Below are 24,334 nucleotides of genomic sequence, written 5' to 3'. Positions count from 1 at the left end.
GAGGTCTTCCCATGATCAACGTGACCAATCGTACCAATATTAACATGCGGTTTTGTTCGTTCAAACTTGCTCTTCGCCATTTGAGCTCTCCATTTTCCGTCCAAGCCAAGGACTAAGTTAAAAATTAATTACCAACCTGAAATTACGCGTATTTCTTTTGAATCTCCAAAGCAACAGCTGAAGGCACAGGCTCGTAATGATCAAACTGCATTGTATACTGCGCACGCCCCTGACTCATAGAGCGAAGAGTATTCACATAACCAAACATATTTGCCAAAGGAACCATTGCATTCACAACCGTTGCAATGCCGCGCGCTTCAGTTCCTGAAATCTGTCCCCGACGAGAATTGAGATCACCAATAACATCACCAACATAATCATCTGGTGTAACAACTTCCACCTTCATGATCGGTTCAAGAAGCTGTGCACCAGCCTTCTTTGCCCCATCACGAAAAGCCGCACGAGCAGCAATCTCAAAAGCCAAAACCGAAGAATCAACATCGTGATAGCCACCATCAATGAGAGTCGCTTTTACACCAAGCATAGGAAAGCCCGCAAGAGGACCTGACCCCATAACACTCTCAATCCCTTTTTGGACACCGGGAATATATTCTTTAGGAACAGCACCACCAACAATCTTTGACTCAAAAATAAAGTCATCACCATCATGAGGCTCAAAAACAATTTTCACACGAGCAAATTGACCTGCACCACCCGATTGTTTCTTATGCGTATAATCAATTTCCGCCATTTTAGTAATTGACTCACGATAAGCAACTTGAGGCTGCCCAACATTTGCTTCAACCTTAAACTCACGCCGCATACGATCAACAATAATATCAAGATGAAGCTCACCCATTCCAGCTATAATAGTCTGACCAGATTCCTCATCCGATTTAACACGAAATGAAGGATCTTCGGCTGCTAGACGGTTAAGAGCAATACCCATTTTTTCTTGATCTGCTTTTGTCTTCGGTTCAATTGCAATCTCAATAACAGGCTCTGGAAATTCCATCCTCTCCAAAATAACAGGCTTCAAAGGATCACAAAGAGTATCCCCTGTTGTCGTCTCCTTAAGTCCTGCAAGAGCAACAATATCACCAGCAAATGCTTCTTCAATATCCTCACGAGAATTTGAATGCATTTGAAGCATACGCCCCAAACGCTCTTTTTTCTTTTTCACAGTATTCTCAAGAGAAATACCTTTCTGAACTTTACCTGAGTAAATACGACAGAACGTCAATGAACCAACAAAAGGATCATTCATAATTTTAAAAGCAAGCATAGATAACGGAGCATCATCAGAAGATTCGCGTGTCGTCTCAGCCTCATTCTTTACATCAACACCCTTAATCGCCGGAATATCAATTGGAGAAGGAAGATAGGAAACAACAGCATCCAAAAGTGGCTGCACCCCCTTGTTTTTAAAAGCCGTACCACAAAGAACCGGATGAAACTGAACTTCTACTGTCCCCCTACGAATGAGAGAAACAAGCTGCTCGTTGGTTGGCATAACACCTTCCAAATAAGCCTCTGTCGCAGCTTCATCAACCTCCACAGCCATCTCAATCAATTTCTCGCGATATTCTTCAGCTTTCTCCTTTAACTCAGAGGGAATTTCACTTATCACTGCCGAGGCACCAATAGAACCATCCCACTTTAAAGCCTTCATTTCTACAAGATCAACAACTCCTTCAAAGTCATTTTCAGCACCAATCGGCAACTGCAAAACAAGCGCTTTAGCACCTAACCGAGAACCAACCATCTCCACACTACGATAGAAGTCAGCTCCTATTTTGTCCATTTTATTAACAAAAACCATACGAGGCACGCGATACCTCTCAGCTTGCCGCCAAACAGTTTCCGTTTGAGGCTCCACACCAGCATTTGCATCCAACAAGGCTATTGCACCATCAAGAACACGCAAAGAGCGCTCAACTTCAATCGTAAAATCAACGTGCCCTGGCGTATCAATAATATTAAAGCGACGCTTCCGACCGTCTTGCCCTTCCCAAAATGTCGTTGTTGCAGCAGACGTAATCGTAATACCACGCTCCTGCTCCTGCTCCATCCAATCCATTGTAGAAGCCCCATCATGGGTCTCGCCAATTTTATGATTCTTACCGGTATAGAACAGAATACGTTCAGTCATCGTAGTTTTACCAGCATCAATATGCGCCATAATACCAAAATTACGATAATCTTCAATTTTATATTCGCGAGCCATTATATTTGCCTTAGTTTAAAACTTCTACCAGCGATAGTGAGAAAAAGCACGATTAGCTTCAGCCATACGATGAACATCTTCACGCTTCTTCACGGCAGAACCACGATTATTAGCCGCATCCATCAATTCACCAGATAAACGCTCAACCATCGTCGTTTCATTTCGACCACGTGCCGCCGCAATCAACCAACGAATAGCAAGAGCCTGACGACGATCAGGACGAACATCAATCGGAACTTGATAAGTAGCGCCACCAACACGGCGTGAACGAACCTCAATATGAGGAGCAATATTCTCTAAAGCTCGATGAAATAGAGCCACAGGATCTGTTTTTACTCTTTTTTCCACAGAATCGAGCGCACCATAAACAATACGCTCTGCAACTGATTTTTTACCATCAAACATAATGGCATTCATAAATTTCATAATAACCAAATCACCAAATTTTGGATCTGGATTAATCTCACGCTTTTCTGCTCTATGACGACGGGACATTAGCTTTGTCTCTCAATATTATTTTGGACGCTTTGCGCCATACTTTGAACGACGCTGTTTACGATTCTTGACACCCTGCGTATCAAGTAAACCACGAATAATGTGATAACGAACTCCTGGCAAATCTTTCACACGACCACCACGAATCATTACAACAGAGTGCTCTTGAAGATTATGTCCCTCTCCAGGAATATAACCAATTACCTCAAATCCATTCGTCAAGCGAATTTTAGCAACTTTACGAAGAGCAGAATTAGGTTTCTTCGGTGTTGTTGTATAAACACGCGTACAGACACCACGCTTCTGCGGATTCGACTGCAGAGCAGGAACCTTATTACGTTTAACTGGCGCCACACGCGGCTTGCGAATCAACTGGTTTACGGTAGGCATGCAACCTTCCTCTTTTCGATCTACATTCGTCTCACCCAATCGGGCTTTTCTATTTTTATTTCTATCCACCCCAACAGAATCGGAACAGATATCTAAGTCTATACACAAAATCGGGCACACCTGCAAAAAACAGTTTACCCGACCATAAGCAGAGAAGGCAATAGCCTTTTGCACTAGCATTTGCTTTTAATCTTCTTAACACCTGTGAATGATCCGGTTCATATCCAAAACACCTGATTACATTCACATCGGTTATATCTATCTCTAATAGCGAGAACACGTACATTCGTCAAGAACTAAACAGCAGAAAGTTTTTAAAAATGAAAATAAATTAAATTTTAAAACTTTAAATTTGCTTTTACCGCTACTCTTGATAAATCAATTTACCATAGTAATATCCCCTATAAACAAAAAAACAGCGATGTGACTGTAGTAAACATAAATGCAATAAATTGAATTGCATATTGGATATCTAATGATGAGCGCCATGAAAATAGCAACGTGGAATATTGCCGGGATAAAAGCACGACATGAAACATTATGTCAATGGCTGCAGCAAAGCCAGCCGGACATAGTCTGTTTACAGGAAATTAAAAGTATCGATGAAAATTTTCCACGCGATGCAATTGAAAGTTTAGGTTACCATATAGAAACACACGGACAAAAAAGTTTTAATGGCGTTGCGATTCTCTCTAAAAAAACACCAGATGAAGTGATCCGTCGATTACCAGGCAATGATAATGATAAACAAACACGTTACATTGAAGCTGTTTATTCAACAAACAAAGGTGTTGTTCGTGTTGCATCTCTCTATTTGCCAAATGGGAATCCTATTGAGAGTGAAAAATATTCCTATAAGATAGAATGGATGGAAAGATTATATACACATGCAAAATCATTGCTTGCGTATGAAGAACCTCTTATTCTAGCAGGTGATTATAATGTCATCCCCACTCCATTAGATGCAAAAAAACCTCAAGAATGGTATCAAGATGCCTTATTTCTTCAAGAAACAAGAAAAGCATTCCAACGTATTCTCCATTTAGGTTTTTATGATGCTATCCGGAATGTCACCGATACTCCCTCCTTCAGTTTTTGGGATTTTCAGGCAGGTGCTTGGCCTAAGAATAATGGGATTCGCATTGATCATTTATTATTATCACCAGAAGCTGTTGATCAATTAATTTGCGCTCATAGCCAAACAGAAGTAAGGGGATATCAAAAACCATCCGACCACGTTCCTGTTTGGATTAACCTTAATATCAATTAAGAAAGTAAAATCCTCATTTCATGAGACAACAAAAAAAATTCCACTCAAAAATAATAACTATGCTACAGCATATAAACAGTATATCTTAAGCAAATAAAATAAAAATAAATGAATGGAGGACATAAATGAAGAAATCATTATTAATGCTTATTGCAGCAACGTCCATTGGATTCTCAAGTTTCGCGCATGCTGAACATGATACTCTTGAAAAAATAAAACGAACAGGTGAAATTACTTTAGGTGTCCGTGAATCATCTGGTTTAGCCTACGCCCTTGGTAATAATAAATATGTAGGCTTTCATACAGAAATGGCAGAACGGATCATTGATGATATCTCAAAAAAAATTGGTAAACCAATTAAAATTCATTATCTTCCCATCACTTCTCAAAATAGAATTCCTCTCTTAAAAAATAAAACCTATGATTTTGAGTGCGGCTCAACAACACATGATATTGCCCGCAGTAAAGAAGCAGCATTTGCTTATACGACATACATTGAAGAGGTTCGGATTGCTGTAAAGAAAAACTCTAACATTAAATCTCTTGAGGATTTAAATGGAAAAACAGTTGCAACGACCACCGGTACAACATCTGTTCAACTTATTCGTAAAAATAAACGTGCAAAAAACATTCAGTTTAAAGTTTTAAAGGGGAAAGATCACGGAGATAGTTTTTTATTATTAGAATCTGGTAAGGCAGATGCTTTTGTCATGGACGCTTCAATTCTTGCTGGACATATTGCTAAATCAAAGAATCCATCTGATTATGTCATTCTTGATACTGTACTTTCAGTCGAACCTATTGCCTGTATGCTCAGATTAAATGACAAAAAATTTGAACAAACAATCAACGATAGTATTGTACGTCAGATTAAAGATGAATCACTGGAAAAGCTTTATAATAAGTGGTTTATGAAACCGATCCCACCTGCTAACACTGTTATGAACCTTCCCTTGTCAAAACAAACAAGATATGCTTGGGATCACCCAAATAATAAGCCTCGAGAAAGCTACGCAGAAAAAGATTTATAGAATTTAATAAAGAAGAACCACACTCTTTTGAAATTGAGTGTGGTTTATATTTTAATTCACTTTTTAATAAATCTGGACTATGTAGATGCGCGTGGTTTATTGTCCTATTTGTGAATGACTAATTTGAGGGAATATCAATTAATGGACTTTTCTTTCCTTTGTAGAGATGACCTTACTCAAACATTGGTAACAGGATGCTTGGGAACTCCCGGCGTGAGCCATACCTATTTAGATACACTTCTCGATGGCTTTAAAAATACGGTTATATTGTCTATCACTTCACTTATATTAGCTGTATTGTGTGGTGTTGTTATAGGAACAATGCGCACTTTACCCAAAACATCCATAATCAATTATATATTTCGCACTATCGGTACTATTTGGGTAGAGATTATGCGTAATATTCCCCTCCTTGTACAAGTGTTTTTGTGGTATTTTGTTGTTCCGAAGATTTATCCACCAGCGATGAAATTTTCCCCCATTCTCTTGATAACATGCGCATTGGGATTCTTTACATCTGCACGCATTGCTGAACAGGTTCGTTCAGGCATTGAAGCGATTCCTTCTGGACAACGCTATGCTGCTATGGCAATGGGGTTTACAACTTATCAAAGTTATCGCTATATTATACTACCACGTGCTATACGTGCAATTATGCCACCTCTTACTTCAGAAGCAATGGGGATTGTGAAAAATTCGTCTATAGCATTCGCCGTTTCAATAAATGAGCTCATGCAATTTCAATACCAAGCAATTGAAGAGGTAAGCCATGTTTACGAAAATTATTTACTTGTTACGATCCTTTATATTCTAATAGCCTTATTCGTATTCATTGTGATGACAGTCATTGAACAAATACTCAAAATTCCTAATTTTCAAACAAAGGGAAATTGAATATGATGAATTTCATAAGCTCTCAGTTTGGACTTTATTTTCCTTTCAATTTTTCCGACTTTGATTTTTCCTTTTTTACCTTTGATGTATTTCGTTCTTACATTTTATCAGGTTTACTCTTTAGCGTTTTTCTAACTCTTTTTGCAACGGTATTGGGGTTTGTTTTCGGCACACTTTTAGCAATGATGCGCCTTTCTTCCATAAAACTTCTTTCTTGGTTTGCAATCAGTTACATAACAGCTATGCGTTCAATACCACTTGTGATGGTTATCTTATGGTTTTTCGTGCTTCTGCCTTTTTTAACTGGTATATCCATTGGTGCAAATAAATCAGCACTCATTACCTTTACCGCATTTGAAACGGCTTATTTTGCTGAGATTATGCGTGCTGGAATCAATTCAGTTCCGCAAGGACAAAAATATGCAGGACAAGCTCTTGGAATGACATATTGGCAAAGTATGTACATTGTCATTCTTCCTCAAGCCTTTAGAGATATGCTTCCAGTCTTTTTAACACAAGTTATTATCCTTTTTCAGGATACAACCCTTGTTTATGCCATCAGTGGTCATAGCCTTTTGAATGGTTTTGATATTGCTGCTAATAATTTTGGTGTAAAGCAAGAAGCTTATATCTTAGCAGCTATTTTCTATTTTGTTATCTGTTTTACACTGTCACAAATAGTTTTGTATTTACAAAAAAAAGTATCCATTATTCGCTAACAGGAAAAAAAATGTCTACTCATATGATCGAAATAAAAAATGTTTCTAATTGGTATGGCGAAATTAAAGTCCTTAAAAACTGTACAACCAACATTAATAAAGGAGAAGTCGTTGTCGTTTGTGGTCCATCAGGCTCAGGAAAGTCAACACTCATTAAAACTATTAACGCTCTCGTCCCTTTTCAAAAAGGTGAAATTTGGATTAATGGAATACCTGTTCATTCAAAAAAAACGAATCTGCCTAAATTGCGAAGTCAGGTAGGAATGGTGTTTCAACACTTCGAGCTTTTCCCCCATTTATCTGTCACAGAAAATTTGACAATTGCACAAATCAAAGTCCTAAAACGAAGCAAAAAAGAAGCACTTGAACGTGGATTGTTATATCTTGAGCGCGTTGGCCTCATTGAACACAAAGATAAATATCCTGGTCAACTTTCTGGAGGGCAACAACAACGTGTTGCTATTGCACGTGCCTTAACTATGGATCCACTTGTCATGCTTTTTGATGAACCAACATCTGCTCTAGATCCTGAAATGGTAGGTGAAGTACTCGATGTCATGATTAGCTTAGCAGAAGAAGGTATGACGATGATTTGTGTAACCCATGAAATGGGATTTGCGCAAAAAGTCTCTGAGCGTGTTATTTTCATAGATCAAGGAACAATTCTTGAAGACTGTTCATCTAAAGAGTTTTTTTCTGATCCGCAAGCAAGAAAACCGAGAACGCAAGAATTTTTGTCTAAAATCTTAAGTCATTAGCCATTAGATTATCAAAAAAAAAGCTATCTTTACTATGAACTTGTATACAAGAAAACAGAGTTTAATATAAGATGAGAGAATGTAAAAATATTACAATCAGATGTTTAAAAACTGTTATTCTTTAAAATCTCAGCAACCAGTGAAATTGCTGTACGTCTCTCAGATTCATTACAAAGAGCAAAAGCCTGTTCTTGCAAAGGATGAATCCAATTTTTGTCTTTTACGTTAGCTTTTTCATAGGCAGCAGTTAACATTGCTGCCCCACGGACAATTTTTCCTTCTTGAAGCAGTATATTTCCAAGCATTGCTTGGGCAGAAGGATTTCCTTTTTTTGCTGAAAGTTGAAACCATCGTGCTGCTTGTATAAGATTCTTCTCCCTTCCCTCTCCCTTTAAAAATATTTTTCCTAAATGATACTGAGCTTTAGGATTTCCATAGTTTACCGCAGCCTGCATATAAAGATGAGCAGCATAAGAAGGATCAGGTTTCACAGGTGATTGAGGAATACCTTTTTTTATATATCTCCCAAGTTTAACCAATGCATCAGAAACATAACTTTCATCCTCTGAACCAAGATCAGCACCTTTTTCAACAATATATGCAAAAAAATTATATGCCTTATAATCATTTTTAGGGACACCATCACCGTTGGCATAGATAGAGCCAAGTTTCCAATTCGCACCAATATGGCCTCTCTTAGCTGCACAACGTAATGCTGCAATAGCCTGATTTATATGCCCATTTTTATAAGCAGACATGCCACGTTTAAAAAAATAAAACGAACCATCATTCGCTTCTTGCAAGCTATTGACATCTATTACATAAACAGTCGAAAAAAATCCCCCTAAAATCACAACAATCGTGACTTTTTTCCATATCTGAAACCTATTAACCATTTCCCCCCCTATCTCAATTTTAATGATTATATCTGTTACAAATTTCTTTGTAGATATTTAAACTCTTTTTCTTAGTAAGAAGCATACGCGATTTTAAAGTAAAAATTTTAAAAGAAAAGACAAATAGATAAAAATCATCCAAAATGTTCGATAAAATTAAGTATCCATTTTTATATACAACAAATTGATTTTTAAATATAAATCATCATTCTATATTTTGTAACACATCCTTTAACATTCTAAGCTTTATCGATCTTAAAATTTTATACGTATGAGTAAAAATCATTCAATAAAATAACGTACATTAAACAGCAACTTGAGAATGAAGAGAATACATGATGAATGGTAAGCGTTTAAATATAAAAAACAATACGAAAGATGGGTAAATATAATGATGATAGTTAACTTATAACTTCACGACTGCCTTACCACCTTAAAGATGAAGTTTTTTGTCTCCGTCAATCTATAAACAATACAAGCTTTTTGTTTAACGGATTGCACCTGACATCATTTCACATGGGGTTACTTCATACTTTACACACAAGTTCTAACTCAGAATACTCACCACTACATACAAAAAAATACCACATGTGTAATTTTACATGCCTTATATTGCTACTCTAAATGATGATATTTTACAGAAATAAAACAATGTTTTGATTTATAATGATAATTTACCTTTTTGCATATTGAATGAGGACCTCGAATATCGTAAGATTCTCTCATTCCAAACCTGTTCCAGGTTAAATCAATCAAAACCATCCGCTTGCACATTACAAGCAGAGAGAGCTATGTGGATAAAAACTCTGTGTAAGAAAGAACTAAAAATGCCTCTTACGAACAGTTTGAGCTAAGGGTTGTCCGGATATTGGACAGAATGGTGCCCCCCCCGGCGCTTGTTACTTCACAAGCATAAAGAAGGGAAGCTCAATGGATTTACCGTTATACCACTCATGATCTACGTCGTGGAATAGGCTTGGATGCCTTAAAAGATGTCTCTTTAATGATAAACATAAAACAATGGATTTCAGTAGAGATTTTATGATCGTTCATGAAAAACTAACAAAAGAAAAAGTTTCTTTAAAGAAGATCTATACTAGCCCTACTGGTATGCAATTATCTATCAAAAAAATAAAAAGTTGAAATCAATCTAACCGCTCTAAAGCAACAAATATTTTTTTCTGCGCTGCACGCAGTTCTACAACCCTGTTCCGCTCACGCTCAACAATTTCTGCTTTTGCATTTGCTATAAATTGGGGGTTATTTAACTTAAGCGATATTTTTTCAATATCTTGTTCAATTTTACTGACATCCTTCCTCAAACGAACACGTTCAGCCTCCAAATCAATCAACTGTCCTAATGGTAAACAAAAAACAGCCTCTCCCAAAATCATTTGTGCCGATACTTCCGGAAGTTTATCAGAGAAATCAATAACTTCAATACGCGCTAATTTTTTAAGAAGTGCATCATAACGCTTCACACGCTCTCGCGTTACTTCTCCTCCTTCGACAACAACAAGAGGTGCTTGTGTCGCCACTGGAATATTCATTTCAAAACGTACAGACCGAATCCCCGTGACGACATCAATAAGCCAATTAATATCATCAGCAGCTTCTTCATCTATCAATGTTTCCTCTGGCCATTTTGTCAATGCGAGCATATCCTCACGCTTGATGGCTTGCGTTTCTGTAAGAGACCATAACTCTTCCGTCATATAAGGCATAAAAGGATGAAGAAGTTTATAAACTTCATCTAAAACCCAAGCAGTACAAGCTTGAGCCTCATTTTTAGCATCTTCATTTTCCCCCTGAAAAATAGGTTTGAGAAGCTCCAAATACCAATCACATAATGTATTCCAAATGAAACGGTAAAGAGTGGCAGCTGAATCATTAAATTTATAGTGTTCAATACCAGTCGTAACTGCTGAAATTGTTTTAGATAACTCTGTTAAAATCCAACGATTAAGCGGCAATTTTGCTTGTTCTGGTTTAAAAGTTGGATCATGCTTCACACCATTCATCTGTGCAAATCGGGTAGCATTCCACAATTTCGTAGCAAAATTACGATAACCAGCAATACGGGAAACATCAAGTTTTACATCACGACCTTGTGCTGCCATAATAGCTAAAGTAAACCGAAGTGCATCAGCACTATATTGATCAATAAGCTCTAAGGGATCAATAATATTTCCCTTTGATTTTGACATCTTTGCACCCTTTTGATCCCGTACAAGAGCATGCACATAAACCGTTGGGAAAGGAACGTCACCCATAAAGTGAAGTCCCATCATCATCATACGAGCAACCCAGAAAAAAATAATATCAAATCCTGTCACAGATAAAGATGTTGGGTAAAAAGTAGATAATTCAGTCGTTTTATTTGGCCATCCTAATGTTGAAAAAGGCCAAAGAGCTGATGAAAACCAAGTATCTAAAACATCCGGATCACGGATTAATTCAACAACCTCACCATAATGAGCAAAAGCTGAATCTAAAGCCTCTTTTTCACTTTTTTCAACAAAAACCGTTCCATCAGGACCATACCAAGCAGGAATCTGATGTCCCCACCATAATTGGCGAGAAATGCACCAAGGTTGAATATTTTCCATCCAATTGAAGTACGTCTTTTTCCAGTTATCGGGAACGAACTGCGTTTTGCCTTGTTGAACAGCCTCTATCGCTGGCTTTGCTAATTCAGCAGCATGAACATACCATTGATCCGTCAAAAAAGGCTCAATAGGGACACCACTGCGATCTCCATGAGGAACCATATGGGTATGATCATCAACAGAAGCTAAATATCCCTGTTCTTCCATCAAAGAAACAATCTTCTGGCGAGCAACAAAACGATCAGATTTATCGAGATTTTCTACTAACATTTTTAATTCATCTGATAAAATCAAACCATCGAAAAATGCTTCATTTTCACGAAGAAAAATCTCGGCTTGCTGGGTAAAAATATTGATCAAGCGTAAATGATTACGCTGTCCTACTTCAAAGTCATTAAAGTCATGAGCTGGTGTGATTTTTACAGCACCACTTCCAGCTTCAGGATCAGCATGGCTATCACCAACAATTAATAACCTACGACCAACAAGCGGCAAAAGAGCATTTTTACCGATAAGATTTTTATAACGCTCATCTTCAGGATTAACAGCAATTCCTGTATCACCAAGCATTGTTTCTGGTCGTGTTGTCGCCACTGTTATAAAAGTTGTCGCATCATTTGGATCAAAAATTTTACCTTCAAGTGGATATCTAAAGTGCCACAAACGTCCTTGAACTTCTTTTTGCTCAACTTCAAGATCTGAAATAGCTGTCAACAATTTAGGATCCCAATTGACGAGGCGCTTATCCCTATATATCAACCCTTGCTTATAAAGCGTGACAAAGACTTCACGAACCGCCTGCGACAACCCCTCATCCATTGTAAACCGCTCACGCGACCAATCACATGAAACCCCAAGGCGACGCAACTGGTTTGCAATAACGCCTCCAGTTTCATAACGCCATTCCCAAATACGCTCAATAAACTTTTCTCTCCCCATTTCTTGACGCGTTGACTCTTGGCGTTCTGCAAGTTGACGTTCCACTACCATTTGCGTAGCAATCCCAGCATGATCCATACCAGGCTGCCACAACACATTTCTGCCACGCATCCGCTGAAATCTAACTATTATATCTTGAATTGTCGTATTGAGCGCATGCCCCATATGAAGTGAGCCCGTAACATTAGGAGGAGGAAGCATAACGCAAAAAGGTTCTGCACCGCTTTTAGAACCAGCTCCCGCTTTAAAAGCCCCACGAGTCTCCCATCTCTTTGCAACCCGTTGCTCTATAGAGGCAGCATCATAGTTTTTTTCTAACATTCTATCCATCCATAACGCCGCTGAAAAACACAATATATGATCAAAACCTGATCAGAATCTCGTGAATCTCAGCCATTCACTAGAGAGCTCGCAAAATCGCAAACAAAATTCTCATAAAATGAAAAACATAAAAATAATGTAAAAATAATTAAGACGATTTTTTAATCGCCTTCATAATCTCTTCACGCAAAATATCTTCCAGCAAAATAGGCAATTTAGACTGTAACCATTCTGCTATAGCAGGACGCAACACATCCTTTGCAATCTTTTCTGCAGAAGAAATACAATATGCAGACAATTCCACATGACCATCCCTTCCAGCGTCTGACTGTGATTTCCTTATCTCATCTTCATATTCTTTTGCTTTATAAACAGAATTCCGTTCTTCAGAAGAAAGCTTCATCTTTTGCATATCCATACCAACTGTATTATTTTCTGCCTCTATATCCTCTTTCTCTTGCGTTATCTTCCCTCCTTGATTTTCAGAAGAAAGACCAATACGATCAGCTAAAGCTTTCATAGCATCATCAACCGATAAGGTTGTATCATAAATACCCTCGGATGCCACTTCTGAAGCATTCACTGCAACATCTTCATTTAAAAAGTGATCAGATTGAACCGCATTTTCTTCGATTATTTCACGAATAGATGTTAAAATTTCATCCATACTTGGCTCACGTAACACGCTTGAACTCTGTACCATACTTTACAACCTCTCAAAGACGCAACAACAAATAGAATCATATTTTCAGTGTATGCAAAAGAATTATAAGATCAACATGCCTCCTACGATATTTTCAAATATGCTTGTCATAAAGAGGGCGCTACACACAGTTTTCTACACTTATAAAAATAATATCTCGCCGCAATATCTTTCAACATATTCAACTGTTGATTTACTAAGCTTTTAAAAACTAAAATAATTTAATAAGATTCAAAGAGATACTTTTATGTATTATCGGATATATTTAATTGTTTTTAAACCTAAATAACTTGCAGTCAATTTACCAATAGAAGATTGAACACTATAGCTCGCCACAACAGCATTACGCTCTGCCATTGCAAGCGCAATCTGAGCATTAATCAATAGAGTACGAGAATTTAAAACATCCAGCGTCGTTGCTTGCCCTACGAGATTTTCTTGAACACGACCTTTCAGAGCAATTTCAGCAGCACGAACACTTTCACGGTAAGCAACAACAGATGAGCGTGCGCCCTCCAACTGAAACCAAGCAGAAGTAAGTGCTTGTCGCGTATTACTATGCGCCAAATCGAGTTGAAGCTGCGCCTGTCCAAGCTGTTCCCTTGATTGGCGAATTTGCGCAGACGTACGCCCTCCTTCAAAGATTGGGACACTTACTGACAACACTATCGATTTAGAAATGCCATCTTCTCCAACCCCGCTGTAGATTCGATTATAAGATGCAGTTGCAGAAAAATCAACTTTAGGGAGCAATGCCCCTTCTTTCGCCTTTACATTATAAACACTCGCATCGACTAAATATTTAGCATAAAGGATTGCTGGATGCATCACAACGCTCATTTGGTAAGCCATATCAAGGTTGACGGGAAAATCTTTGGCTACAGGTGGGCGTTTTAACTTTTCAGGATCAGAACCAATAACTTGTCGATACACTGCCTCTGCTGCTTTTACATCAGCACGAGCAAGACTCAGCTCTGAAACCGCCACGGAACGTGCAGCTTGAGCTTGAGCAAGATCAACATGCCCTCCTTCACCCACATCAAATTTTGCTTTATTGGAACGAACTTGTTCCTCAAGAGCTGCCAAATTTTCTCTCCGAAGATCGGCAACACGACGTGCGTGATAGACATTAGCATAAGCGGTCACCGCCTCCAGAAACGTATTTTGTTCAACATTACGAAGATATTCACGCTGAGCCTGCAACTTAACTTGAGCTGAAGAAAAGATATTTTGCGTGATAAAACCATCAAATAATCTTTGATTTAATCTCACTCCTATAGATCCAGAAGTGACATAAGGACCTGTAAAAGACTTATTTCGCCCATAGTTCCCAACCCCCTCAACTTGTGGCAATAGCCCCGATCGCGCAATGACAACATCATCACTGGATATACGCACAGCTGCACGTTCACTATTCAACTTAGCATTATATTTATAAGCCTTAGAAAAGGCATCCATCAATGTTTCAGCACAAACAGCCTCTGATAGAAAAACACTCAACACCAGCAATAAACACGCCTGAAACTTCTTGTTTACTCTAAACATAATACACACAATAACAAACCCCAAATAAATTACAAAATTATCTTTTATTCACAAAACAAACAAGCACTAAAACACAAAACCAGGTGTTTTGAAAAAACAAGGAAGAGGCTTTACAGCGAGGTTAAAAGCACGACGAGCCGAGATGATCCCATCTTCTTTTATATAGATTTGTGCAACAGCAGCATTTCCATGCCCTTCAACCACAACAAGACGTCCACAGTCTTTCATTTGATCAAAGATACCTTGAGGAATAAAATCAACAGATCCCTCAATGAAAATCACGTCATAAGGTCCCTCAACGGCATATCCTTTCTCTAATGGACCATGAACGACAACCACATTATCACATTGATTCCGTTCTAAAGCTTCAAGAGCACGTTCAAAGAGAGATTTATCACTTTCCAGCGCAATCACAGACCCTGCAAGTTTTGCAAGCAACGCTGCACAATAACCACTATTTGCACCAATATCTAAAACAACATCTGATGATTTTACAGCGGCAAGCTGTAGTAATTTCGCTAGAGACGCAGGTTTCATCAAATAGCGTGCAGGAACCCCATCTTGCTCTGGACATAGAACAATATCAGTATCAAGATAACTTAACACTTTCATATCTTCCGATACAAAATCTTCACGAGATACCGTTAAAAAGGCTTCAAGAACTGATAAATCCGTTACATCGACTGTACGAATTTGATTGTCAACCATTTTGCGACGAAGCTCAGCAAAATCTGCAACCATAACGAATATTTTCTCCTAACCTACAAAAAACAAACAAAACAGCGACAATAAGGGATAAAGATCTCTTAAACTATGGGCGTTACAAAAAAGGATACTACAGTCAACAATTAGATTTTAACTGTATAATCTCTCATACAAAAGTGTCTTCACAAGAATAGAGGGAAATAATCTATTTTCCTATACCTCATCTCCCTTAAAAGCCGTTTCGTTTAAAATCGGCTGGAGGCCTCGCCCGGAATCGAACCGGGATACAAGGATTTGCAGTCCTCTGCGTAACCATTCCGCCACGAGGCCTCGTCAACAAACATAAAGGTTTCAATAAGGGAAGGCAACGCATCCGTCAAGGTGTAGAAATATTCTCTCGCCTTTTTTCCTCTTATTACACAATTTATCATATTTTTTTAAAAAAAGTAATTTTATCCTTTGCAAATCAGTATTGCTTTGCTATAGCCTTTTCAACGAGATGATTGGGCACCATTCCCCGGTAGCTCAGCGGTAGAGCAACCGGCTGTTAACCGGTTGGTCGCTGGTTCGAATCCGGCCCGGGGAGCCACTTTTCTTTTATTCCACGTAGTTTATTGTTTTTTCTAAAGTTTTTAGACATGAGGGATTCGTTAATAAAAGTAATGGAATAGGATTTTTGCAATAAAGTAGAAACGCAATATCCTACGGGATGTGTTTTTTGCAATGAACGCAAAAAACTATTGATTCATTTTAAAATAGCACAAATAAGATTACTTTTCTCAAACCACCGCACCTCTATAAGAGGGCACTGCAATTATTTGCACATTATAAATTATAAATTACGATTTCTTTCATCAAAGATGAATTATTAAGCTCCATCAGCAATGAAACTGTCTCATATTTTTTTTCCAAAGAAAGAATGATTTATACTCAATAAAGAAATTAAACTTAAAAACCTGCTCATGAAGCAATCATTTTGAAAAATGGAAGAAACAATAATCAAGGTCATATATTATCTCCATACACCCCACATAACCTCCTCCCCATCCTAAAAGCAAAAAACATAAAACAAGTCTGTAAACACTCCAACGTCTTATCTAATAGGTTGCCTCCTGCTAGCCACTTCAACGCTTTACAAACAACCTTGCCTTGTTCACCACACTGTCATAAAACATTTAATACATAAAATCTTATAGGCTTTATAGCCCCAAATACTTTATATCCCCCCAAATAATAGTGTTTTACAGTAAAAACCAAGATAACGAGCTAAATTGTTAAGAATCTTGAGAAAGCCTTCAGAAATCATGACATTCTCGCTATTGTATTATGCAGTCACATGCTTTTTTAAAGAGATATCTCTTAAATCCCCCAAGACTCTTTCACAATGACACCCCCGTAAATGGTATAAAATGAAATCGATTGATCAGCCCCATCTTTATTTATAATAAAAGCCATACCATCATACTATTTTCCAACTCTCAATCTCAGCAATCCCCCATTGCCTTTGAAAGAGTTTATAAAAATTATTTTATTTATTTTTCAAATGTTTATTTATATGACAACTTCACACATAACGTGCAAGCGAATACTTTTGATTGATCCGCATAAATAACTTAAAAATGAAAAAAATACGATATAGTGAATTATTAAATATATAAAACAATGAGTTATTATTAGACATCAATTTTTAAAATTAAAAGTTATCATTAAAGATAAAACACATCCTTTATAAAAATAATTTTATATAAATAAAATCTACTTTTATTCCCATTTAAAAAAATGGGAATAAAGCAAATAAATAATTGCCTCTACAATAAAGATTTTTAATAAATCCAAAAAGTTAGAAGTTTTCATTTCTAAAAAATGAAAACCTCTAAAGGATCTTCTTACTTTGACAAGAGTATTTTATAGCTCTTTTCATCAACAAAAGTAAAAAATCTCCAGTACATGATCTTTTTTCAAGACTTTATCTAAGCAGCCCTCTTAACTGATTTTCGAAAACGAAGAGGCTTTGCACGCTTTACTACTGCTTTTGCTTTTTTATGCCTCTCATTTTGAGGTGAAGAATTCTTCCGCTGCAACTGTGCGGTATCATCTTTTCGACCTAAAAACTGTTTTTGATGTTTAGATTTTTTAAAACGGCGTTCCTTATCGTTTTCTTTTTCTTTACTTTCTCGTACAATTGGCTTTTCTGGAAACGCTGCAAATTGTTCTGGAACAGCCTCAGCCACCAATTTCATACGAATCAAGCGCTCTATAGCACGCAAGCGGGACCTTTCTACCTTCTCATCAAAAAGCGTAAGTGCTACACCAGATGCGCCATTACGTCCTGTACGACCAATACGATGTACATAACTTTCAGCTTCATCTGGTAAGTCGTAATTAATAACGTGGCTTATCCCTGGTATATCAATACCGCGTGCAGCAATATCTGTTGCCACTAGAATCTGCACAGATCTTTCACGAAAAGCTTTTAAAGCAGACTGGCGAGCACCTTGTGATTTATTTCCATGAATTGTTGCGACTAAATATCCTACCTTTTCTAAACTACGTGTGACAGCATCTGCCCCATGTTTAGTTCGAGTAAAAACAATAACCGAATCAAAAGCTGGATTTGTCAAAAGTTTACTTAAAACATTCTTTTTTTCATTCGTAGGAACACAATATAATTTTTGGCAAATCTCTACAGCCGTAGTACCTTGAGGAACAACTTCAATTTTAACCGGATCATTGAGTAAACATTTTGCAAGCACAGAAATTTCCCTCGGCATTGTTGCAGAAAAGAGTGCTGTCTGACGCTCTTGATGCAAAAGCTTTGCAATTTGCTTAACATCATGAATAAACCCCATATCCAACATACGATCTGCTTCATCCAAAATCAAAAAACGAGATTGGGAAAGATCAACACACTTTTCACGAACAAGATCTCTCAAACGCCCTGGAGTCGCTATCAAAACATCCACACCTGCTTCCATACGTTTAATTTGTTTTAAACGTGATACGCCCCCAAAAATAAGACATGTTGAAAGATGTGCTCCTTTCGCCGCAGTGCGAATCGCTTCATCAATCTGAACAGCAAGTTCGCGCGTTGGAGCTAAAATCAAAGCGCGTGCAGTTTTAGGGCAGCGTTTATCACCTAAAGCCAAAATCTGACTTAAAATAGGCAAACTAAATGCCAAAGTTTTTCCAGAGCCTGTCTGAGCAACACCTAAAATATCGTGTCCTTTCAACATCACTGGAATAGCTTGTTCTTGTATAGGTTTAGGTTTACTCATCCCAGCAATGAGTAAATTTTTAATCAAAAGAGTAGGCAAACCTAACTTTGTAAAAACATTTTCTTCTTTTATAGGCAAAATAAAATCTTTCCTTAGCTGAAGAACTCAAAAGAAGTAACCATCTGAACTCTCCACTCAAGAATCCGCGCAAGAGAAATCCCTGACATTTTAAATGAAGCAACGCCTAAAAAGCGGCTTGCGCAACTCATGAACACCTTGAAATCAAGATAAAGGCGTATAAACTTCACTTTACAAAAAGCCAACAAACCAGCCTAAATGCCTTCATCTCTATTATCTTTGGATTATGATAAAAAAGCAAGAACTTTACGAAATACATTTATCATGAATAAAAACAATATTTAGATCGTTTACTTTTTGATGATTGTGTCCATCGGTAAATGTACCTTGATAAAATCAGGATAAATCTCGAGAAAAACTGGATTTTGTAAAGTTTTTTGACCGCCATAAATTAAATACCATTGGTTTTTATCAAAAATCGCCAAAGTTTTATATTGAATGATGCGATCTTTCATCTCAAGAACTGTTGGAATTAAAGCATACAAAGTACCGTTATCAGTTTGTAAATACTCTATATTTTCTTTATCTAAATAATAAGCACCAGAAGGCAACCCCTCAAATTTCTTATGCAACTGTTGAAGAAAATCACTACGTAAAGCACTCTCTGTTGTATTCAATCGATGTGCCATCTCTTTATAAAGCCGCTCAGGCATATAACGAGAAATAGGCATAAAATCCCCATTTTTTATAGCATTATTGACATCAACAACGACTCTTGAAAGTTCATCTTTTTGTACTATTGTTGGCTGAGATGCTAAACTCTGTTGATTAACAATCAAAAAGAAAAATAGACTCAGCACCGAATAAAAAATAGGTTTCATCATTATACTTCTTGTTTTAGTAAAATTTCAGTTTCTCAAATAACAAAATCAAATAACGTTTGATCATCAGTAATATCACGATAACGCCAACCTAACGCTTGAAATTTTTCCTCTAAAAGACAAAAATTACCGTATTTTTTTGTTTCAATCGCAACCAATACAGAACCAAAGTTTCTCGCTGACTTTTTAAGATATTCAAAACGTACGATATCATCATCTGGTGATAATGTGGAAAGAAAATGACGCAATGCACCAGGATGTTGCGGAAAACTAAAAATAAAATATTTTCTCAACCCTTGGAAACGTAAAGAACGCTCTTTAATTTCTGGCAAACGCTCAAAATCAAAATTACCTCCTGAAATAACGAGAAGAATTTTTTTCCCCTTTAACTCTTGAGGAGGAATACTGTTAAGCGCATCAATCGATAAAGCACCAGCCGGTTCAAGAACCACACCTTCAACATTAAGCATTTCAACCATCGTAGAACAAACGCGGTTTTCAGGAACCGTAATGACAGAATCAGGGGGAAATTGCTTTAGAATTGTATAGTTTAGAGCACCAATTTCAGCCACAGCAGCACCATCTACAAAAGTGTCAATGCTTTCAAGCTTGACGCGTTTTCCACTCTCCAAACAAGCAAGCAAACTTGCAGCTCTTTGCGGCTCAACAAAACGAAGCTTTGTTTTCCAACCATATTCATGTAAAAACTTGCTCACTCCACTTGCCAAACCACCACCCCCTACTGGCACAATCATCAAATCTGGCTCACTTTCTCCATTGAGTTTTTTCCATTGTAAAGCAGCTTCACAAAGCACTGTTGCCTGCCCTGTAATAATGCGAATATCATCGAAAGGTGGAGCCATTACACCACCGCTCTCTACGACAAAGGATTGCGCAGCTTCATAACATTGATCAAATGTTTCACCAACCAAACGAATATCAATGAATTCTTTACCAAAAATACGTGTTTTTTCAATTTTTTGTTGTGGCGTTGTCATAGGCATGAAAATCACGCCTTTACGTTTAAAATAACGACAAACAAAAGAAACCCCTTGCGCGTGATTCCCCGCTGAAGCACAAACAAATGCAGAATCTGGTGATATACAGCTAAGCATTTCTGAAACAAAATTGAAAGCACCACGAATCTTATAAGACCGCACCGGTGTTAAATCTTCACGCTTTAAATAAATTTCTGCATCATACTTTTGACTAAGAAAATCATTTCTTTGAAGTGGTGTTTCAGCAAACACGTGATGCAATCCCACCATAGCTTTTGTGACGTCTTGAATAAATTGACTCATAACACTAATCATTTCATACTTTATTTACATTATAAAAGCTTTTTCTATCGATAAAGGAAACTATTGTCAGTCAAAATTTCACTAAAAAATGAAAAATGTTTCTTTTGTCATTAATTCTTGATTCAATAAAAGATATAGCTTATGAGAGAACTCACATCGCGGACGTGATGAAAACGGTAAACATAGCAGACTTAAAATCTGCCGGTCGAAGACCTTGCGGGTTCAAGTCCCGCCGTCCGCACCAGATTATCTTAATCTCTCTTATTTTCCAATGATTTATTAAAAGTCAAAAAAAATTAAAGCACCTTCTAAACCACCTTTCGTAACTTTATTATAACGCTATAAGACGGCACCGCGGTGGTACTAAAATACGAATCATTGCTGCTTTTTGAGGTACCTTTTTAGCACTTTGACCTCCTCCTCGTCTTTATAGGATGGAGAGGCAATCAGTATTGCTAATTTGGGATTGGCTTATACTCTTCATGACTCTTGTAAAACGACGCAAAAGCTCAGAAAAGAGATAGATGCAAAAGACAAAATAATAGATAAAGAAGCTGAAAAAATACGTGCACAAAAAGATGTGATTCAAAAACAAGAAGAGTTAATTCGAAAATCAACTGCTTCTAAGATTATTTTTCCTCGAATGGCAGTAAAAAATTGGCCCAAAAGTAGTTTCAAGTACTTTCTCACGACCATTTTTTCAAGACAGGCAATCACAACACGCTCTGTCATAGCGCACATATAAATACGCAACAGCCTTCATGGGGGAAGATGATCATCAATACACAAACCGTTCTCTGCCTTGATCTAGATCTAAGACAGGCTGGGCGATTTCTCGTGTAGACAGCAGTATAACAAGTAGCACTTGTCAATTTTGAATTTTGTCGTTTTAAAGGCGATAGTATGCGCTATTTGCGTTTTCAGCAATGGCTTACAAAAATGAAGATCACAACAGATAAAGTCAATGCCTCACAAGAAGAGATGATTAAGACGGTGTGTGCAAAAGGATACAATCCAAAAGATGACAACGAAGCAAATGCTTTAGCAATTTTATATTTAGTTAAAGAAGGAAATGCGCATGTCTAATGCAATGCCATGGATAAGATTCCTTTTGAATGACTGGAACAGTGAGATCGATGGAATGACATGAGAGCAAAGGGGCATTTATATAACGCTTTTCATTCGCATGTATGACAAAAAAGCACCAATTAAAACAGATTTTGAAATGCTTGCCCGCGCTTGCAATTGCTCGCAAAAAAGTTTGTAACTATTGTCGAATATCTCATAAAGAATGATAAACTTATTGAGAAAGATAATGGTTTGTCGAATACGCGCGTTGAAGAAGAGCTAAAAGATTTTACTGATAAAAAAGTGCACATATCGCAAATTCATAGTGAGGCTGGAAAAAAGGTGCACAATAAAAAACGCTATAAAAACACTTTAATGATTTTGCTGAAGCAAACGCTAAGCAAAACCAAGCTATAAAGAAACAGAATAAGAATATATATAAACTAAAACTATCATTTTAGTTAGCAAAAAAAACTGCTTCTGAAAGTTTAGAAACAAACGAACAGGTTGACGAACCAACAGAGGTTGCTGCTGTTGAGACCACATCAGAGCAAATCGAAACGGGTGTAGAAAACCAACCTTCCATTCACGAGCAAGAGAACATTACGAAAAAGCTAAACGGGTTAGAAATGACAGTGGCTGTCGTACCCTGATGATTTCGAACCTGTTTATGATTTCGCAATCGAAGAGGGATTGCCTCCAGAGCGTGTCAAAGCCGAAATGGCAAAATTTCGAGATTTTTGGAAAGCTAGAACAGGCAAAGATGCACGCAAAACGGATTGGAAAGCAATGTGGCGCAACTGGGTGCAAAAAGCTATCGAGGATTTAGAGAACGGAAAAAACTATGGAAATCACTCTCAAAGGCAAAAAAGTGTAGATGAACGCATCTCAGACAGTATCCTTGATATCGGGCCTCGAGGTCACTTTGAAACACATTCACGAGATGATAACTCCGGAGTTTCCTTTAGTTTTGAAAAGTGGCAAGCATTGACACAACAGCAGGAAGCGATTGCCTTAGAAGCGTGTGATCAACTTCACGAATTGTTTTCAATAAAAGTGAGTAAAGAGGACATAACCAAGGCAATTTGGATGCTTTCGTGTGGTTCAAAAAATTTCGCAACGGGCAGATCATGAAGGTATGGCGCTTACCTATGGAATGGTTTTGGAAAGTGTTTCTGCGTGGTCACTCATAAAAACGGTTAAACGGATTTTATGCGATGAGGTAGAAGGTTTATCGGATACGTTTTTTCCAAACACTCGTGAGTTAGTAAAATTATGTCGTGATTTGGAAAATAGTCTTTTGACAAAAGCCAATCTTGTACACCAGGCTGTTTTGAACACCCGTGAAAAAAGGCTGAAAGAAAAGGCAATGAGAGAGAATTCAAGACCACTCACGTTGGTTGAAAAGCAAGTGAAAAACATTGCAGGTTAGCAAACTAGTGAAAATTGCTGATCATTTTGTGATTGGATGTGCATTTAAATCGACAAAATGGCACCGTACAGAGTGATTTAAAGATTTTATGATAAAAATCTATCATATAAAACGCTCTGTACGGTCAAATTTGAGGCAAATAGACAAATTTGTAAAATTAGGATTAAAGCATGTTCATTTTAAAACATCTATTCTTAAAAAACCGTAAACAACCCATGCGAAAGAGGTTTGTTGCAACGGCAGTGGGTATGCCCCATAGGGGATGGGACAGAGGAGTATTTTTACAACCTCTACGAATACGAAGACGGCACAAGAGAGTGTGAAAAGTTTGATGGTGGTCAGTATTACAAAACACCTAAGAATGCAGATTTTAGTACCAAAGCGCAAGTAAAAGCATGGGTTTACGGTGGTGATATTCCGAAAAGCATTCTCAATTACGAACCTCTTATAGACGAGATCAACAGAGAGATAAAAAATATTGACTTTATTCAGAGTATATTGCGTATTGCTCTAAATGCGCCTCTTAAACATTTACACAAAAGCATAAAAAGCTATTGAATCATGGGCTTTATGTTATATTTTTATATAATATTAGAGAGGGCGTTTTATGCATACAACGAAATTACGTAAAGTTGGAGGATCAGTTATGCTCTCTACACCGCCTGCATTGCTTGATGTTCTTCATCTTACTGAAATATGCAAGTGGGTTTGGCTATAGATATCGCAAAATTACACTCTTGAAGAATTGTTAGCCCAATGTAATACTTCGGACGATTTTGCGGATAAAGATGTAGAGTGGTTTGATGCTAAGCTTGTTGGGAGAGAGCTCTTGTAATGAAGCGGGGTAAATTTGGTTT

General features: G+C 37.4%; 19 protein-coding genes, 3 tRNA genes and 4 pseudogenes. 12 read left to right on the top strand and 14 right to left on the bottom strand.

What is annotated here, in order from left to right:
• From ACFIL7_RS04110 to rpsL, 4 genes and pseudogenes are all read right to left on the bottom strand, one after another.
• Nucleotides 1-80 (bottom strand): annotated as a pseudogene (locus ACFIL7_RS04110) (elongation factor Tu); the annotation flags it as partial.
• Between the two features lie 62 nt (nt 81-142).
• Nucleotides 143-2,227, bottom strand: coding sequence for an elongation factor G (gene fusA / locus ACFIL7_RS04105; protein ID WP_375683382.1), 2,085 nt, complete (start codon nt 2,225-2,227; stop codon nt 143-145).
• A 24-nt stretch (nt 2,228-2,251) separates the two neighbouring features.
• Nucleotides 2,252-2,722, bottom strand: coding sequence for a 30S ribosomal protein S7 (gene rpsG, locus ACFIL7_RS04100; RefSeq protein ID WP_375632907.1), 471 nt, complete (start codon nt 2,720-2,722; stop codon nt 2,252-2,254).
• A gap of 18 nt (nt 2,723-2,740) precedes the next feature.
• On the bottom strand, nt 2,741-3,112 hold the full coding sequence (gene rpsL, locus ACFIL7_RS04095) for a 30S ribosomal protein S12 (RefSeq protein WP_005773262.1): 372 nt from the start codon (nt 3,110-3,112) through the stop codon (nt 2,741-2,743).
• Nucleotides 3,113-3,599: 487 nt separating this feature from the next.
• Between rpsL and xth the strand changes: the two genes are divergently transcribed.
• The 5 genes from xth (at nt 3,600) to ACFIL7_RS04070 (ending at nt 7,784) form a co-directional block, all read left to right on the top strand.
• Nucleotides 3,600-4,382: an exodeoxyribonuclease III gene (gene xth / locus ACFIL7_RS04090; RefSeq protein ID WP_375634813.1), complete on the top strand. Its 783-nt coding sequence runs from the start codon at nt 3,600-3,602 to the stop codon at nt 4,380-4,382.
• A gap of 125 nt (nt 4,383-4,507) precedes the next feature.
• Nucleotides 4,508-5,413 (top strand): transporter substrate-binding domain-containing protein, encoded by a 906-nt coding sequence (locus tag ACFIL7_RS04085; RefSeq protein WP_375634815.1) that lies wholly within the window; start codon nt 4,508-4,510, stop codon nt 5,411-5,413.
• Nucleotides 5,414-5,554: 141 nt separating this feature from the next.
• Nucleotides 5,555-6,307 carry an amino acid ABC transporter permease gene (locus tag ACFIL7_RS04080; RefSeq protein ID WP_375637027.1) on the top strand — a complete coding sequence of 251 codons (753 nt, stop codon included), beginning with the start codon at nt 5,555-5,557 and terminating at the stop codon, nt 6,305-6,307.
• Between the two features lie 2 nt (nt 6,308-6,309).
• A complete protein-coding gene (locus ACFIL7_RS04075) occupies nt 6,310-7,026 on the top strand; it encodes an amino acid ABC transporter permease (RefSeq protein WP_375621443.1) in 717 nt (238 codons plus the stop codon).
• A gap of 11 nt (nt 7,027-7,037) precedes the next feature.
• Nucleotides 7,038-7,784: an amino acid ABC transporter ATP-binding protein gene (locus ACFIL7_RS04070; RefSeq protein ID WP_273791447.1), complete on the top strand. Its 747-nt coding sequence runs from the start codon at nt 7,038-7,040 to the stop codon at nt 7,782-7,784.
• 104 nt (nt 7,785-7,888) lie between these two features.
• Here the strand turns inward: ACFIL7_RS04070 and ACFIL7_RS04065 are convergent, their stop codons facing one another.
• From ACFIL7_RS04065 to ACFIL7_RS04040, 6 genes are all read right to left on the bottom strand, one after another.
• Nucleotides 7,889-8,680, bottom strand: a complete 792-nt coding sequence (locus ACFIL7_RS04065; protein ID WP_375642940.1) for a tetratricopeptide repeat protein — start codon at nt 8,678-8,680, stop codon at nt 7,889-7,891.
• 1,145 nt (nt 8,681-9,825) lie between these two features.
• Entirely contained in the window at nt 9,826-12,549 is a 2,724-nt protein-coding gene (locus ACFIL7_RS04060) for a valine--tRNA ligase (RefSeq protein WP_375637029.1), read from the bottom strand.
• A 148-nt stretch (nt 12,550-12,697) separates the two neighbouring features.
• The gene (locus ACFIL7_RS04055; RefSeq protein ID WP_375632919.1) at nt 12,698-13,252 is read right to left on the bottom strand and encodes a DUF2497 domain-containing protein; all 555 of its coding nucleotides are present in this window, start codon (nt 13,250-13,252) and stop codon (nt 12,698-12,700) included.
• A gap of 252 nt (nt 13,253-13,504) precedes the next feature.
• Nucleotides 13,505-14,797 carry a TolC family outer membrane protein gene (locus ACFIL7_RS04050; RefSeq protein WP_375632921.1) on the bottom strand — a complete coding sequence of 431 codons (1,293 nt, stop codon included), beginning with the start codon at nt 14,795-14,797 and terminating at the stop codon, nt 13,505-13,507.
• 66 nt (nt 14,798-14,863) lie between these two features.
• Nucleotides 14,864-15,538, bottom strand: a complete 675-nt coding sequence (locus tag ACFIL7_RS04045; RefSeq protein WP_375613722.1) for a protein-L-isoaspartate O-methyltransferase — start codon at nt 15,536-15,538, stop codon at nt 14,864-14,866.
• A gap of 220 nt (nt 15,539-15,758) precedes the next feature.
• Nucleotides 15,759-15,832, bottom strand: a tRNA-Cys gene (locus ACFIL7_RS04040).
• 184 nt (nt 15,833-16,016) lie between these two features.
• On the opposite strand from ACFIL7_RS04040, the gene ACFIL7_RS04035 reads away from it, so the two are divergent.
• Nucleotides 16,017-16,091, top strand: a tRNA-Asn gene (locus tag ACFIL7_RS04035).
• Nucleotides 16,092-17,472: 1,381 nt separating this feature from the next.
• Here the strand turns inward: ACFIL7_RS04035 and ACFIL7_RS04030 are convergent.
• From ACFIL7_RS04030 to ilvA, 3 genes are all read right to left on the bottom strand, one after another.
• Nucleotides 17,473-18,855, bottom strand: a complete 1,383-nt coding sequence (locus ACFIL7_RS04030) for a DEAD/DEAH box helicase (protein WP_375637028.1) — start codon at nt 18,853-18,855, stop codon at nt 17,473-17,475.
• Nucleotides 18,856-19,145: 290 nt separating this feature from the next.
• Nucleotides 19,146-19,676: a hypothetical protein gene (locus ACFIL7_RS04025; RefSeq protein WP_375607472.1), complete on the bottom strand. Its 531-nt coding sequence runs from the start codon at nt 19,674-19,676 to the stop codon at nt 19,146-19,148.
• Nucleotides 19,677-19,711: 35 nt separating this feature from the next.
• Complete coding sequence (ilvA, locus tag ACFIL7_RS04020; protein WP_375612449.1) at nt 19,712-20,989, bottom strand: threonine ammonia-lyase IlvA; 1,278 nt, start codon at nt 20,987-20,989, stop codon at nt 19,712-19,714.
• Between the two features lie 146 nt (nt 20,990-21,135).
• Between ilvA and ACFIL7_RS04015 the strand changes: the two genes are divergently transcribed.
• Together ACFIL7_RS04015 and ACFIL7_RS04010 are read left to right on the top strand one after the other, a co-directional pair.
• Nucleotides 21,136-21,221: transfer RNA gene (locus ACFIL7_RS04015), tRNA-Leu, on the top strand.
• Between the two features lie 527 nt (nt 21,222-21,748).
• Nucleotides 21,749-22,063: pseudogene (locus tag ACFIL7_RS04010) on the top strand (hypothetical protein).
• 439 nt (nt 22,064-22,502) lie between these two features.
• On the opposite strand, the gene ACFIL7_RS04005 reads toward ACFIL7_RS04010, so the two are convergent.
• Nucleotides 22,503-22,631 (bottom strand): hypothetical protein, encoded by a 129-nt coding sequence (locus ACFIL7_RS04005; RefSeq protein WP_375683381.1) that lies wholly within the window; start codon nt 22,629-22,631, stop codon nt 22,503-22,505.
• 134 nt (nt 22,632-22,765) lie between these two features.
• Between ACFIL7_RS04005 and ACFIL7_RS04000 the strand changes: the two genes are divergently transcribed.
• The 4 genes and pseudogenes from ACFIL7_RS04000 (at nt 22,766) to ACFIL7_RS03985 (ending at nt 24,312) form a co-directional block, all read left to right on the top strand.
• Entirely contained in the window at nt 22,766-23,179 is a 414-nt protein-coding gene (locus ACFIL7_RS04000; RefSeq protein WP_375662107.1) for a hypothetical protein, read from the top strand.
• On the top strand, nt 23,145-23,477 hold the full coding sequence (locus ACFIL7_RS03995) for a hypothetical protein (RefSeq protein WP_375662106.1): 333 nt from the start codon (nt 23,145-23,147) through the stop codon (nt 23,475-23,477). Before ACFIL7_RS04000 ends, ACFIL7_RS03995 begins: the two co-directional genes overlap by 35 nt.
• A gap of 170 nt (nt 23,478-23,647) precedes the next feature.
• A pseudogene (locus ACFIL7_RS03990) lies at nt 23,648-24,035 on the top strand (hypothetical protein).
• Nucleotides 24,036-24,084: 49 nt separating this feature from the next.
• A pseudogene (locus ACFIL7_RS03985) lies at nt 24,085-24,312 on the top strand (antitoxin).
• Nucleotides 24,313-24,334 lie beyond the last annotated feature (22 nt).

The organism is Bartonella sp. AP3QHHD, assembly GCF_042195765.1.
Classification (GTDB): Bacteria; Pseudomonadota; Alphaproteobacteria; order Rhizobiales; family Rhizobiaceae; genus Bartonella.
This window is presented reverse-complemented; position numbering and strand designations above follow the sequence as displayed.